This window comes from Fischerella sp. PCC 9605 (genome assembly GCF_000517105.1).
Classification (GTDB): domain Bacteria; phylum Cyanobacteriota; class Cyanobacteriia; order Cyanobacteriales; family Nostocaceae; genus PCC9605.
The window spans coordinates 163,074-177,384 of the sequence record NZ_KI912148.1; the positions used below are offsets into that span (position 1 = coordinate 163,074).

The window sequence follows — 14,311 nt, forward strand, 5'->3', positions numbered from 1 at the left end:
CGATAGATGCTTTCCAGGCATAACACAAGCTATGCAAAAGTTTCATCGTTGATTTGATTTTGGCGCTGACAAAAAAAGCCAACGCGGCTTTTACAGTGGCACTTTGGGGTTTTTAACTCCTATTTGCCGCTGCTGGAAAGGGAAATTGGATGTTCGGTGCCATTTACTCCCAAGGATGACAATTGACCAGCAACTACTAAGGTAAAATCTCAAATTGACTAAACCAAACCTCCACCGCTAACAGCTACTTCAATTCATCCTACATTGGTTTGGTAGTAGCAACCGATGAGCCGAAAAGGTCGTCTAGTTTTAGACGTACGCTGTTTCTAAATGGGGTTTTAGTCCAGATTACCATTGTACCCTACTAGTTGCCACCAACAATAGCGGATGAGACCACCACAGCAGCAGCACAAATACAGCCACCCCAATATAAGCAGGGCGAAGAAATTCGCGCCATTGGAGAGATTGCCGCCCATCAATAATTGCTGCAAAGGGAATAATACTCGTACGCTGCTTAACTGCTGCAAAGGCTTCGCCATAGCGCCAACCAAGACGGCGATCGCCATGCCAAACTCCAAACAAGTGGTGCAAAATCAATCCTAAAGAAGTGACAAGAGTAAATGTAGTACCCAGCCAGAGAGTGTGGGCAATACACCAAACGACCTGTCCGACCATTTGCGGATGACGGGTAATGCGAATAATTCCTGTTTCGTAGAGGTGGACTTGGGGCTTTTGAATGGCAGCAATTTCTAGTAGATTGAAAGTAGCAGGATACAAGAATAAAAAAGATATAGCCGACAGCACCCAAACAAAAGACTTTACCCAGGGTACACTTTGGGCTTGCCAAAGTTGTAAACCATCGTAGCGGTGGTTAAAAAAGTAAATAATCAATACTATAGCCAAAGGCAGGCTAACCAACGCAAAGATCGCACGATAAAGTCGTGGTCCAATATATTTTTCAGCCCAGGGTCGCAGCGCTGCTCCGCCGCTGTGAGCGATTGCAAAACCGAATTGTAGTCCCAACATTATAAAATGACTGGGGGTCAACCAAGGTGGCAGCATCATATACATAGGTGAAGTAATTTAAAGAAAGCTTAATTCAGTACAATCAATACCACAAAGTATTCAAAGGGGGACTTTAGTCAAGATGTTGTGTTACTGTCTTTTTCGGATAAAGCCTCCGAGTTTTAGATGCAATAAATTACGCATAGCCAGAACACTATGAATCGCTGGTTTATTGCCAATGCTGCTCCTTTCTTGTTTGTGGGTTGAGCCTTATGTCTGACCTTCCATTTACACTAGATCAGTTACGTATTCTCAAAGCGATCGCCGCAGAAGGGAGCTTCAAGCGTGCCGCTGATAGCCTCTACGTTTCCCAACCTGCCGTGAGCTTGCAAGTACAAAACCTAGAACGGCAATTAGATGTTCCCCTATTTGACCGTGGAGGACGTCGCGCCCAATTGACCGAAGCAGGACATTTACTGCTGAGCTATGGTGAAAAAATCCTCAGCTTGTGTCAGGAAACCTGCCGCGCCATTGAGGATCTACAAAATCTCCAAGGCGGTACGTTAATTGTCGGCGCTTCTCAAACTACCGGTACTTATCTTTTGCCCCGGATGATCGGGTTGTTCCGACAAAAATACCCAGATGTGGCGGTGCAATTGCACGTCCACTCTACCCGCCGTACCGCCTGGAGTGTCGTGAACGGGCAAGTGGATCTGGCTATCATCGGCGGTGAAATCCCTGCTGAGTTGGCAGAATCATTGGAAATTATTCCTTATTCAGATGATGAATTAGCACTGATTTTACCTGTACTCCATCCCTTTACCAAACTTGACACAATCCAAAAAGAAGACCTATATAAATTACAATTCATTGCCCTCGATTCCCAATCGACAATCCGCAAAGTTATTGACCAGGTATTAGCACGCCATGATATCGATACACGGCGTTTGAAAGTGGAAATGGAACTTAATTCTATAGAAGCTATTAAAAATGCTGTGCAATCCGGCTTGGGGGCGGCCTTTGTTTCCACGTCGGCGATCGCTAAAGAATTGCAAATGGGAGTACTGCACTGCACTCCCATTGAAGGTGTTATTGTCAAGCGGACGCTGTGGCTGATTTTTAATCCCAACCGTTATAGATCCAAGGCAGCCGAAGCTTTTAGCCGGGAAATTTTACCCCAATTTGCTGCCCCTGGATGGAATATGGATGTGTTAAAATCGTCACAATATCATAGGAGTTTGGCGATTAATACAACTGTGGAGACAGACGCATCCCACTCTGATGAAAGTTAAGATTTAGTCAAGAGTCAAAAGTCAAGAGTCAAGAGTCAAGAGTCAATTGTGAAGGGCTTTTGACTTTTGACATTGGACTAATGACTATTGACTAGTGACAAATCATGGAAATTTACTGCACTCGTCCTGGCTGTCCCCGCCCACTCAATCATTTTTCGGATTTAGACGACCATTCCACACTAAGAACAGTCCAGCAAAAATACTGCACTGCTTGTGGAATGCCGTTGATTTTGGTTGGGCGCTATTTGCCGATCAAGCTGCTGGGACAAGGTGGTTTTGGAGCAGCATTTTTAGCACGCGATCGCTATACTCCTGGAATGCGTCGGTGCGTGGTTAAACAATTCCAGCCTGCGGGCAATTTAACCACCACTCAACTGCAACTAGCACAAGATCTGTTTGAGAGAGAAGCTGTAGTTTTAGAAGAGATAGGTAGTCAACACGAGCAAATTCCCGATCTATTTGCTTTCTTCCCGGTGATAGTTCCTAGCTTCTTGCATCGGGGACAGCAAGACCAATTTTTTTATCTCGTCCAAGAATATATTGATGGACAAAACCTAGAAGAGGAATTAGACCAAAAAGGCAAATTCTCAGAACAAGAAGTATTAGAAGTTCTGCGAGCAATTCTTCCGGTATTGCAGTTTGTCCACAACAAAAACATTATTCACAGAGATATCAAACCCTCCAACATCATGCGCCATCGGAACGGCAAACTTTACTTGCTGGATTTTGGCGCAGTTAAGCAAGTTGCTAATGCACCCTCTGGGGTAGGTAGTTCTTCTACTGGCATTTATTCTTTGGGATTCGCACCACCTGAGCAAATGTCTGGGGGACGAGTATTTCCACCCACAGACTTATATGCTTTGGCTGTTACTGCTGTGATGTTATTAACGGGTGAAAAAGATGCCACTGAGCTATTTGATGCTTATAGTAACCAGTGGAAATGGCACGAGCGTGTTTCCATCAGTCCCAAGCTGGCTAATATTCTTGACAAGATGCTTCTACCTGCTGCAAATCAACGCTTTCAGTCAGCCCAAGAGGTTTTGGAAGCCCTCGATTCACCTCCACGGCCGATAACTCCTACACAAGTCCATCCCCACCAACCCAAGCAATTACCGCAACCACACGCCATACAAACTCAACCTCCACAGCAGCGGTCAGTGTCTCGAACTCCGCGTGTAGCACCATTGTCTACTTTTGAATTGTTAATAGGAGCTGGATTTAGTGGTTTTGAGGGTGGATTAATCGCGATCGCCCTGTTTAGTTTGCTTAATTCTTCAAGAATTACTTTCGCTGCTACTGCTGTGATTTTAGCAATATTGATTTTTGGTCAAAAGCAACGGTGGATTGAAAAAATAGAAATGCTGGTGATAGCAGTAGCTACCTTTGGGGCTATTTCGTATTTTCCCTTGTTGCGGGCAGGTCTGAGCATCGAGCAAGTGGCGATTATAACTGTTGGGGCTGGGTTAGTGGCGATCGCTGCGACAGCACTATTTCGTTTGATTTATAAATTATTATCTCTTCTTTTTTCACGATAACTGTAAAACCAAAGTGATGCAAATTTTATTTACATCAATTATTTAGGTAGCATTCCGATCGATATAATTTAATTTGATAATTTCTAAGATTTTTAATTTTCAATTTTTAAGTTTAATTTCTAAAAACTGTCTATGTCCCAAAAAAACGAAACAGCTGTTCTCGTCTTGGCTTTGTTAATTACTTTGGGATTAGTGGGCGGTGGAGCGTGGTTGTTAAAAGATAAGATATGGCCACAAAATTCTCAAGATGCTGGTAGTTTATTGCCATCCAGCAATCAACGGATTTCAGACCGCATCAGTTTTGGTGAAAAAATTTTAACTCCCGGCGAAGCTTCCCCAGCAAAAAAAGAAGGTGTAGCGGCGTTAGCATCCGGTAATTATGACAAAGCGGTTCCAAACTTGGAAGCAGCCCTAAAACTAAATAAAAACGATCCAGAGGCGCTGATATTTCTGAATAATGCCCGTATAGGCTCTGCCAAAAGCTATACAATTGTTGCTACTGTACCAATTGGCAGTGACCTAAATACCTCTTTGGAAATTCTACGCGGTGTTGCTCAAGCTCAAAACGAAATCAATTCCTCTAAAGTAATTAAAGGAATTCCTTTCAAGGTAGGTATAGCTAACGATGATGATAACCCAGAAATTGCTAAACAGATTGCTTCATCGTTAATCAAAAATCAACAAGTATTAGGTGTAATTGGCCCTGCTGCTAGCGATACTACCTTAGCCGCAGGCACTATCTATACTTCCGGACGACTTGTTGCTATTTCCCCTGTCAGCACTTCAGTCAAAATTTCTAACTTTAGCCGCTATATTTTTCGCACGGTTCCTAGTGATTTTATGGCGGCGAGGGCGCTAGCCAAGTACATGGTGGAAAATTTGCAGAAAACAAAGGCAGCGGTTTTTTTCAATTCTCAAAGTAGTTATAGTCAGTCTTTAAAATCTGAATTTGTCTCATCTGTCTCACTGGAAGGTGGACAGGTATTAAGCGAATTTGACTTATCCAAAACCAATTTTAATGCTGCTAAAAGTGTCGCACAAGCAATTAAGGAAGGTGCAGAAGTGTTGATGTTAGCAGCGACCACCGACACGTTAGATAAAGCGCTGCAAGTGGTGCTGGTGAACCAGAAACGGTTAAATCTGCTGGGGGGAGATGATGTTTATACGCCTAAAACTTTAGAAATTGGGCGAGAACAATCAGTGGGAATGATAGTAGCAGTTCCTTGGCATATTGATAGCAATCCCAATTCCGATTTTCCCCAAAAGTCGTGGCAATTGTGGGGTGGTTATGTGAATTGGCGAACAGCTTTAGCTTATGATGCTACACGCGCTTTAATAGCAGCCATAGAACGCAATCCCACACGCGTCGGCGTACAACAAGCCCTTTCTTCGCCCGACTTTTCTGCCACAGGTGCTTCCGGCACGATTCGGTTTTTAGCATCAGGTGATCGCAACGCCCCAGTTCAGTTAGTGGAAATTATCACTAGAATTCCCTCTCGTTCTGGTACTGGCTATGATTTTGTGCCAGTGATACCATCAGGCAATTAAAAATTAAACGAAATTTAAACAATTAACCAATCCTTAACCTGAATAGATTACAAGATGGGAAATTGCATTATTAACATGATGTGCGACTTTCTATTAATTCCTCCCTTTTTTTAGGAGGATAGAGGAAGTGAATACCCTTGAAAAGGGGCTAAAAATTTGCACAAGCGGTGTTAGTAGAAATAATTAAAAAACAGTTATGTCCCAAAAAAATGAAACTACGGTTTTGCTTCTAGCCTTGTTGTTAACGCTGGGACTAGTAGGGGGTGTATTTTTGTGGTTAGCTAATACTTCAGGGATCAGATTATTCAATGCGAGAAATAACTTATCCCAACCAATTAAACAAGCCTATTCAGAAAGTTTTGCCCAATTTCCTGAGGTTCCCTCTGGATTATTTAGCTATGGTGGTAGCACTACTTGGGCACCGATTCGTAAAGAAGTTGATACAGCAATTCAAACAGTCTTTCCCCGATTTCAACTCCGCTATACCGATCCAACCATAGGTGCACCTGGTTCTGGAAGTGGTATTAAGATGCTTTTAAATAACCAACTGGCTTTTTCTCAGTCTTCACGTTCGATTAAGGATGAGGAATATCAAAAAGCGCAACAGCGGGGCTTTACATTAAAAGAAATTCCTGTGGCAATTGATGGCATTGCGATCGCTGTTAATCCCAATCTCAACATCCCTGGTTTAACCGTTGCCCAACTACAAGATATCTATACGGGCAAGATTACCAACTGGCAACAGTTAAGCGGTCCAAATTTACCTATTACACCTTACTCTCGTCGTTTGGAAGAAGGAGGCACCGTAGAATTTTTTAATGAAAACGTCCTAGACGGAGAAAAGTTTGGTGTCAACGTTCAATTTATTCCCACAACGACAGAAGCTTTAAAAGAAGTGGCGAAAAATCCTGGGGGTCTTTACTACGCTTCTGCCCCAGAAGTAGTCGGACAATGTAGTGTAAAGCCTTTACCATTAGGGAGAACATCAGACAAACTGGTTCCTCCCCACAAAGAGCCATTTATTCTTCTTCAAGAGTGTCCGCAACGGCGTAACCAACTTAATGCCGCTGTCTTTCAGAACGGTGAATATCCCATCACCCGGCGATTATTTGTGATTGTCAAACAAAACGGTCAAAGCAGCGATCAGCAAGCAGGAGAAACCTATGCCAACTTGCTGCTTACAGAACAAGGTCAAGATTTAATCTCTAAAACTGGATTTGTCAGGATTCGATAATTAATTTTGGTTAGTGGATAGTGGTTAGTAGTTAGTGGTAATTGTTTACAACAAACTACTAACTACTGTACGGGCGAAGCATTTGTATAGGTATCTTTCCATGAAAACGAAATATATTCGTACAAATGCTTCGCTCCTACTAACTACCAACTACTAACTACTAACAATCGATAAATTACTATGTCACAAAAGAATGAAACACCAATTTTGATATTAACCGTATTAATAACTGCTGGGCTAATCGCTGGTGGCTTTTGGTGGTTTAACAACAAAATAAGCTTTAACTTCAATCAAGTCACCAAACCTCAACCCACAAATTCCAATCCTGATACCACCAAGCCAGAATCCAGTGGCAATACTTTTGCTTCCGTGCAAAATGTCCCCACGGGATTATTCAACTATGGAGGTAGCACTTCTTGGGCACCGCTTCGACTCACAGTCGATTCGGCAATTCAAGCAGCGCGACCAGAATTTCGGTTACGCTATGTAGAACCCAGTAGTGTTACTCCCGGTTCTGGTACAGGCATTCACGCGTTAATTGACGGTCAACTTGCATTTGCCCAATCATCCCGGCCAATCTTAGACGAGGAGTTAAATCGTGCCAAGCAGCGTGGGTTTACTTTGCAACAAATTCCTATAGCAATAGATGGTTTGGCGGTAGCAGTAAACCCCAATCTCAATATTTCAGGACTAACAGTAGATCAATTAAGGTCTATTTACACTGGCCAAATCAATAATTGGAGCGAACTGGGTGGGCCCAATATTCCAATTAAGACATACTCTCGCCGCATCAGTGATGGCGGCACTGTAGAACTATTTGTGCAAGACATCTTGGGTGGTCAAGCTTTTAGCTCAAATGTGGAGTTTGTTTCCACTACCACCCAAGCGCTACAAAAAGTGGCTGCTAGTCCTGGTGGCATATACTACGCTTCTGCCCCAGAAGTTGTTCCTCAATGTTCAATCAAGCCCTTGCCGTTGGGGCGAAGGCAAGGGCAATACATTCCTCCTTACCAAGAACCATTTGTCCTCCCTTCTGAATGTCCTGGTAAACGGAACAAGTTGAACATTGAAGCTTTCCAATCAGGAAAGTACCCGATTACCCGTAATCTGTTTGTGGTGGTCAAACAGAATAGTCAAACCGAGCAGCAAGCGGGTGTTGCTTATGCCAACTTACTGCTGACTGAACAGGGACAGGAATTGATTTCCCAAGCTGGGTTTGTCAAAATTCGCTGACTCCTATCACTAGCAAGCAAATAGACTGGCGATTGTCGCCACAGACACCCCTATAACCCTTTTGGGCGGCTTCTTTGCTTGGAGAGTAGCACCTCCCGTCAGGGTAGCGTGGTGGGCGCTATTCCTAGGGTAGGGCGACTTCTCGTTAGAGATTTGGCAACTGCGCTCTAGCTGGCTCTATTAATCGACTCTGCTGGTAAGCAAATCAAATTATCCCCTTGAGTGAGGATTAAACCACGTTGACGCAACTTGCCCATCAAGCGGGTGACTGTAACACGAGTCGAACCAATGGCACTGCCAATTTGGGCGTGAGTGAGAGGGAAGGGCAGACAATAACCGCGAATTACTTCTGGATCGGTTTCGCTCATTGCCGGCTCTCCATATTCCTCAATCAACAATGTCAGGAACCCTAAGAGTCGGTCAATTGTGCGTCGTTGTCCTAAAGCACTCAGCCACAGCAGTTTGCGCTGGTGCTGATATCTAAAGGCATCCATGACTTCCCGACGGAAATGAGGCCAGTTGTCTAAATCGTGCCAGTACATCCACAGCACCGCAGTTTGGTCAACGTGGGCGTAAGCTTGGAGCGTGAATGGTGACTGGGCAACAATTTCAAACGGCTGTCCTGCACCGACAAACCCTAAGAAAGCTTCTTCTGGGGTTCTGTTGATGCGTCGAGACGTTAACTGACTTGCTGTAGCACTCACTTGGGCAGTGCCTACCATTCGGATCGCACCCCTTTGCACCAAATACAGCAATCCAGGACGGGCTGGAATGCGCTCATCTTTGCTAAAGGTGCGGCAGCGGTAGTGTTCTTGAGCCCAATCAAGAATCCGTTGCCAAGTTAAAAAAGGCCGTGATGCTTCAGAAAAGGAGGATGGAGATTGCATAGGTAACTAAAGAGCGTTCGGCTGAAGACAAAGACGTCATAAAAAGGTGCAAGGAGTGTCTTCTTGTTGGCGAGTCAGGCTTATCACCCAACGGTGCCAGCCATGCAAAGAGTAGAAATTGAACTTCTACTCTTTTGTTATACTTCCTACTGTACAATGATGGTAGTAAAATTTACTCAGTTTCAAAAAAAATTTGCATAATTCTAATTTTTCTTTGCTTAGATTAAACTTCTACCTAAAGATAGATGACATAAAATCAATGCTTTTGAAAAAGAGACCTGTCAATAGTAAATTATGTGTATATAATGCTACTAGTTAGTAAATACACAGCAATTAAACAGTTATTATACGGTTATTTAATGGCTGTGTTGAGTATTTATACTTATAAAAATAAATCTATATGTATATTAGAAAAAAAAATTCCTCTCTCTAAAGGTAGAGATAAAAATAAGATTTTTTATATCACAGGTATAGCATTACAGCTATCGAAATATGAGAAACTTCCGGCGATGGAGGTGGCTGAGACCATAACTTCTCATTTTTCGGAAGAATCTGCTGACGTTTTTAGCGTCCAAATAGTTCCACCTGGTTGGATTTATTTAGAATTGACTCATCCTGTCTTAGCTGCCTGGTTGCAAAGCCTTGCTGCGGGAGGAGTAGGGAATTGGGCATGGGGCAAGGGGCAAGGGGCAAGGGACAAGGGACAAGGGAAAAATCAGTACTTCAATACCCAATGCCCAATGCCCAATACCCAATTCCCAATGCCCAATGCCCCATGCTCCCTGTCCCATTCCCTATTTACCGTTCAATACGCCCATGCACGCTGCTGTTCGCTATTACGAATGGCTGAGCGAGAAAGATTTATCATTTCTGCCAATGCCATACCTTGGCTTAACAATCAGCAAAAACTGCGCCTAAACCATCCTGTTGAGCTTTCTTTGGTTAGCGAATTGGTACAAGTAGTCGATGAAATAGGGTGTTCTGGTTCTGATGGTTCGGTGAAATGGGAAAAATTAGCGCTTTCTTTAAGTCAAGCTTTTGAAGAGTTTTGGCGCAGCTGCCGTATTTGGGGTGAGGTGAAAGCGATCTCACCAGAACTAGCACAAACCAGACTGGGATTGGTTATGGCTACTCAATCAGTTTTAAGATTTCTCCTAGAAGAAAAACTTGGTATTTTTGCTCCCTTGGAGTTGTGAGTCAATAAATAATGAATGTTGTTGGTTGTTTGTTAATCGTTGTTTGTTATTTGAAACAACCAACAACCAACAAACAACAAACTAAAATGAAAAAAGTCAAAACTTTTGTAACAAGTATTGACTGGTTAAATAGCTTGAGATATATTAGCTGGTGTGTGAGGAGCGAACCAGCAAGGGTACCGAGACGAAACACGGCCAGTCGTCGGTGCCCTTTCTGATTTTTTATAGATTGTTGGTCGATGATTGTTGGTTGTTGGTCGTTTCAAACAACAAACAACGATCAACAAATAACTATTATGACAGTAAGAATTTTTCAATTGCCACTGCCGCTCCATCTTGCTCGACACTAGGAGCTACCCACTGAGCGATCGCTTGCACTTTTGATGGTGCATTGCCCATAGCCACACCAATGCCAGCATACTCTAGCATTTCTACATCATTAAAATTATCGCCTATAGTCATAACGTTGCTAGATTGTAGTCCCAGCATTTCTTCTGCTATGTAACGTACCGCAGCACCTTTATTTACAAATGGGTTAGTCGCTTCAAAGAAGGTGGCAATAGATTTAGTCAGATACAACTCAGCAGGTGTGTATTGACTGCGCAAAGAACCTAGCAAATTGTCAATAATATTTGTGTCGTTGCACAAAGCCAAAACTTTTGTGGGTTCGTTAGTATTTAAAACTTGACGCAAGTCACCCACGGGAATGGGGTTGATGCCAGAACGTTGTGAATATATTTGAGTTTCTGTTGTGATTTCTCGGACGTAAAGTTGGTCATTGATATAAAAGTGGACAGATAAGAGCGATCGCAGTTCAGGTTGTTCAAAATAGTCCAAAAGCTTCTGGGCAATTTCCCGGGGAACAGGTAAATGTTGATGAATTTGTTGGGAGGTTGGGTCTTGAATCCAAGCTCCCTGATAGGCTATTAACGGCAGAGTAGAGCCAATATCTTGATGGAAACGTAAAGCTGAACGATACATCCGACCAGTGGCAATTGCTACCTTTATTGCTCGTGCTTGCGCCGCAGTAATTGCCTGCTTTACAGATTCGCTGATGTTGTTAGATTCTCCGGCAATGGTTCCATCTATATCTACAACCAGCAGCTTAATCTCTTTTGTAGCTATAGTCATTAGTCATTAGTCATTAGTCCTTTGTCATTAGCTTAAAACAAATGACAAAGAACTAATAACGACCTTCACAAGTTAAATTTATTTGTACCGACCTAATTTATTACCCAACTAGGTGATTCAGTTGCTGAGGCGATCGCAACTCAAGCACCAGCACTAAACTAAAGGCTGTGGCTCCCATAAGTCAATAAGTCAATCAAATTAAAAAAATTAGCTGAAATTCCCATGCTGGTCAGATTAGACGATGGAAACTGCTGGCTACAATAGGTCTATGTCCCAAACAACACCTTCTAACCAGTTGACTTCCGATTCTCCCACCACAACACGTCCCACGTTCATCTTAGTAGATGGGCACTCGCTGGCATTTCGTTCCTACTTCGCCTTCGCCAGAGGAAGAGACGGCGGATTGCGAACCAAGACAGGAATTCCGACTAGTGTATGTTTTGGCTTTTTAAAGTCTCTGCTGGAAGTAATGACAACTGAACAGCCACAAGCAATAGCGGTGGCGTTTGATTTAGGCTTGCCAACCTTCCGCCACGAAGCAGATGATACCTACAAAGCCGATCGCCCAGGTACGCCAGAAGATTTTATTCCCGACTTGAAAAATCTGCACGAGTTGCTGGATGGATTCAATTTGAAGATTTTAACAGCTCCTGGTTACGAGGCTGATGATGTTTTGGGAACCTTAGCACAAAGGGCTGCTGCGGCTGGATATAAAGTGAAAATTCTCACGGGCGATCGCGATTTATTTCAACTCATCGACACTGAAAAAGAAATTAGTGTTTTGTATTTTAGTCCAGATGCGCTGAAGCGTTCCACAAATGGACTCACCGAATTTGGGCCAGAACAAGTAAAAGAAAAACTTGGCGTTTTGCCAACACAAGTTGTTGATTTTAAAGCGCTTTGTGGTGATAAATCAGATAATATTCCTGGAGTGAAGGGAATCGGTGAAAAGACAGCCGTGCAGTTGCTAAATACCTATGGTTCCCTTGACCACATTTATGCAGCGTTAGGTGAAATCAAGGGCGCAACTCAGAAAAAACTTGAAGCTGGCAAAGAAGATGCTGAAAAATCCCGTTATTTAGCAGCTATTGTTCTGGATGTTCCCTTGGAAGTTGATTTAGAAGAGTGTAAATTAAGAGGCTTTGATACCAATATTATTACACCTATTTTAGAACACTTAGAATTCAAAACTTTTTTAGGCAGAATTAACCAACTCCAGCAAAAATTTGGTGGTAAAGTTGCGGAAAAATCAGCTATAGAAACAGAGGAAGCAAGTGCCCAAAATCTTACGCTTCTACCCCGTGCAGAGGATGATGATTTGTGGTTCTTCAGTGCAGATGATACAGCCGCAGTTCAACAAAAACCACAATCTGAGTCTGCGATCAAACCACACATTGTTAACACAGAAGCCAAACTAACTAAGTTGGTTAACCAGTTACAAAAATTCACTAATCCGGATGTACCCGTGGCTTGGGACACTGAGACAAACGACTTAGAACCACGGGATGCTGAGTTAGTAGGAATTGGCTGTTGTTGGGGAACAAATCCAGATGAAGTAGCTTATATTCCCTTGGGTCATAAAACAGGGGAAAATTTGAATAAAGAAATTGCCCTACAAGCACTACGCCCAATTTTAGAAAGTGCAGATTATCCCAAAACGTTCCAAAACGCCAAATTTGATCGCTTAGTTTTCAAGTGTCAAGGAATTAACTTAGCAGGGGTGGTTTTTGACCCTATGCTAGCAAGTTATGTGCTTAATCCAGATAGCAGTCATAATTTGAGTGACTTGGCTCAAAAATTCTTAGGATTGACAATTCAAAATTATTTAGATTTAGTTCCTAAAGGCAAAACTATTGCTGATATAGATATTCCCTCCGTTGCAGATTACTGCGGCTTACAAGTTTTTGCCACATTCCAACTAGTATCAAAATTGCGGGCGGAACTGGAGAAAGTACCAGCTTTATATCAGCTATTAGTGGAAGTGGAACAGCCGCTAGAAGCTGTTTTGGCGGATATGGAATACCAAGGAATTCGCATCGATACAGCTTATTTAAAAGAACTTTCACAGCAGTTAGAAACAGATTTAGCTAAGTTAGAACAGCAAGCTTATGATATAGCTGGAGAAAAATTCAACTTGGGTTCGCCCAAACAATTGAGTCAGATATTATTTGAAAAATTAGGATTAAGCACTAAACATTCCCGAAAAATCCAAACGGGATATTCTACAGACGCAGCGACTCTGGAAAAATTACGAGAAGTAGATACAACAGGTATAATAGATGCCATTATCGAGTATCGTACTCTTGCAAAATTAAAGTCTACATATGTGGATGCACTGCCAGCATTAGTGCGTCCAGATACTAAGCGAGTGCATACTGATTTTAACCAAACGGCGACCTCAACTGGTCGGTTGTCTTCTTCTAATCCAAATTTACAAAATATTCCCATTCGTACTGCTTTTAGTCGTCAAATTCGGAAGGCATTCTTACCAGAACCAGGTTGGTTAATGGTCGCTGCTGATTACTCACAAATTGAGTTAAGAATTTTGGCTCATTTGAGTCAAGAACCAGTGTTAGTCGAGGCTTATCAAAACAACGAAGATATTCACACTGTTACAGCGCGGCTGATGTTTGAAAAACAAAACATAACATCAGATGAAAGACGAGTAGCTAAAACAATTAACTTTGGCGTCATTTATGGTATGGGTTCGCTAAAGTTTTCACGTTCAACAGGTGTGGATAAAACACTTGCTAACGAATTTATCAAGCGATTTAGCAAACGCTATTCCAAAGTGTTTGAATATTTAGAAGGATTGAAAAAAAATGCGATCGCTCAAGGTTATGTAGAAACAATTCTTGGTCGGCGTCGTTATTTTGATTTTACCAGCAATAGCTTACGTCAGCTAAAAGGCAGCAATCCAGAAGATATAGATTTGAGTAAATTTAAAAATTTGGGCGCTTACGATGCAGGCTTATTGCGTTCTGCTGCCAACGCCCCAATTCAAGGCTCTAGCGCTGATATTATCAAAATTGCGATGGTAAAACTGCATGAGATTTTGCATAATTATCAGGCGCGGTTATTATTACAAGTTCACGATGAATTAGTGTTTGAAGTTCCCCCAGAGGAATGGGAAGAATTGCAAATACAAATAAAATCGGTGATGGAAAATGCAGTGCAGTTGCGCGTACCGTTAGTGGTGGATGTACGTGCGGGTGAAAATTGGATGGAAACGAAGTAAATTGAACTGCAC

The 14,311-nt window shown here is 42.5% G+C and carries 9 protein-coding genes and 1 pseudogene; 7 read left to right on the top strand and 3 right to left on the bottom strand.

Annotation, left to right across the window (positions count from 1 at the left end; all coding sequences use genetic code 11):
* Nucleotides 1–348 precede the first annotated feature (348 nt).
* Nucleotides 349–1,065, bottom strand: a complete 717-nt coding sequence (locus FIS9605_RS0103050; RefSeq protein WP_026731265.1) for an NnrU family protein — start codon at nt 1,063–1,065, stop codon at nt 349–351.
* Between the two features lie 212 nt (nt 1,066–1,277).
* Here FIS9605_RS0103050 and FIS9605_RS0103055 point away from each other — a divergent pair, with 212 nt between their 5' ends.
* From FIS9605_RS0103055 to FIS9605_RS0103075, 5 genes are all read left to right on the top strand, one after another.
* Nucleotides 1,278–2,297 carry a LysR family transcriptional regulator gene (locus tag FIS9605_RS0103055; RefSeq protein WP_026731266.1) on the top strand — a complete coding sequence of 340 codons (1,020 nt, stop codon included), beginning with the start codon at nt 1,278–1,280 and terminating at the stop codon, nt 2,295–2,297.
* 104 nt (nt 2,298–2,401) lie between these two features.
* Complete coding sequence (locus FIS9605_RS0103060) at nt 2,402–3,832, top strand: serine/threonine-protein kinase (protein ID WP_026731267.1); 1,431 nt, start codon at nt 2,402–2,404, stop codon at nt 3,830–3,832.
* A 132-nt stretch (nt 3,833–3,964) separates the two neighbouring features.
* Complete coding sequence (locus tag FIS9605_RS0103065; RefSeq protein WP_026731268.1) at nt 3,965–5,380, top strand: ABC transporter substrate-binding protein; 1,416 nt, start codon at nt 3,965–3,967, stop codon at nt 5,378–5,380.
* Between the two features lie 196 nt (nt 5,381–5,576).
* Nucleotides 5,577–6,614 carry a PstS family phosphate ABC transporter substrate-binding protein gene (locus tag FIS9605_RS0103070; protein ID WP_026731269.1) on the top strand — a complete coding sequence of 346 codons (1,038 nt, stop codon included), beginning with the start codon at nt 5,577–5,579 and terminating at the stop codon, nt 6,612–6,614.
* Between the two features lie 180 nt (nt 6,615–6,794).
* A complete protein-coding gene (locus tag FIS9605_RS0103075; RefSeq protein ID WP_026731270.1) occupies nt 6,795–7,847 on the top strand; it encodes a PstS family phosphate ABC transporter substrate-binding protein in 1,053 nt (350 codons plus the stop codon).
* Between the two features lie 167 nt (nt 7,848–8,014).
* Here the strand turns inward: FIS9605_RS0103075 and FIS9605_RS0103080 are convergent.
* Nucleotides 8,015–8,774, bottom strand: a pseudogene (locus FIS9605_RS0103080) (Crp/Fnr family transcriptional regulator).
* Nucleotides 8,775–9,039: 265 nt separating this feature from the next.
* Between FIS9605_RS0103080 and FIS9605_RS0103085 the strand changes: the two are divergent.
* Entirely contained in the window at nt 9,040–9,930 is an 891-nt protein-coding gene (locus FIS9605_RS0103085; protein ID WP_026731272.1) for a DALR anticodon-binding domain-containing protein, read from the top strand.
* Nucleotides 9,931–10,224: 294 nt separating this feature from the next.
* On the opposite strand, the gene FIS9605_RS0103090 is transcribed toward FIS9605_RS0103085, so the two are convergent.
* A complete protein-coding gene (locus tag FIS9605_RS0103090; RefSeq protein ID WP_026731273.1) occupies nt 10,225–11,061 on the bottom strand; it encodes a Cof-type HAD-IIB family hydrolase in 837 nt (278 codons plus the stop codon).
* 268 nt (nt 11,062–11,329) lie between these two features.
* On the opposite strand from FIS9605_RS0103090, the gene polA reads away from it, so the two are divergent.
* Nucleotides 11,330–14,299: a DNA polymerase I gene (gene polA / locus FIS9605_RS0103095; protein WP_026731274.1), complete on the top strand. Its 2,970-nt coding sequence runs from the start codon at nt 11,330–11,332 to the stop codon at nt 14,297–14,299.
* Nucleotides 14,300–14,311 lie beyond the last annotated feature (12 nt).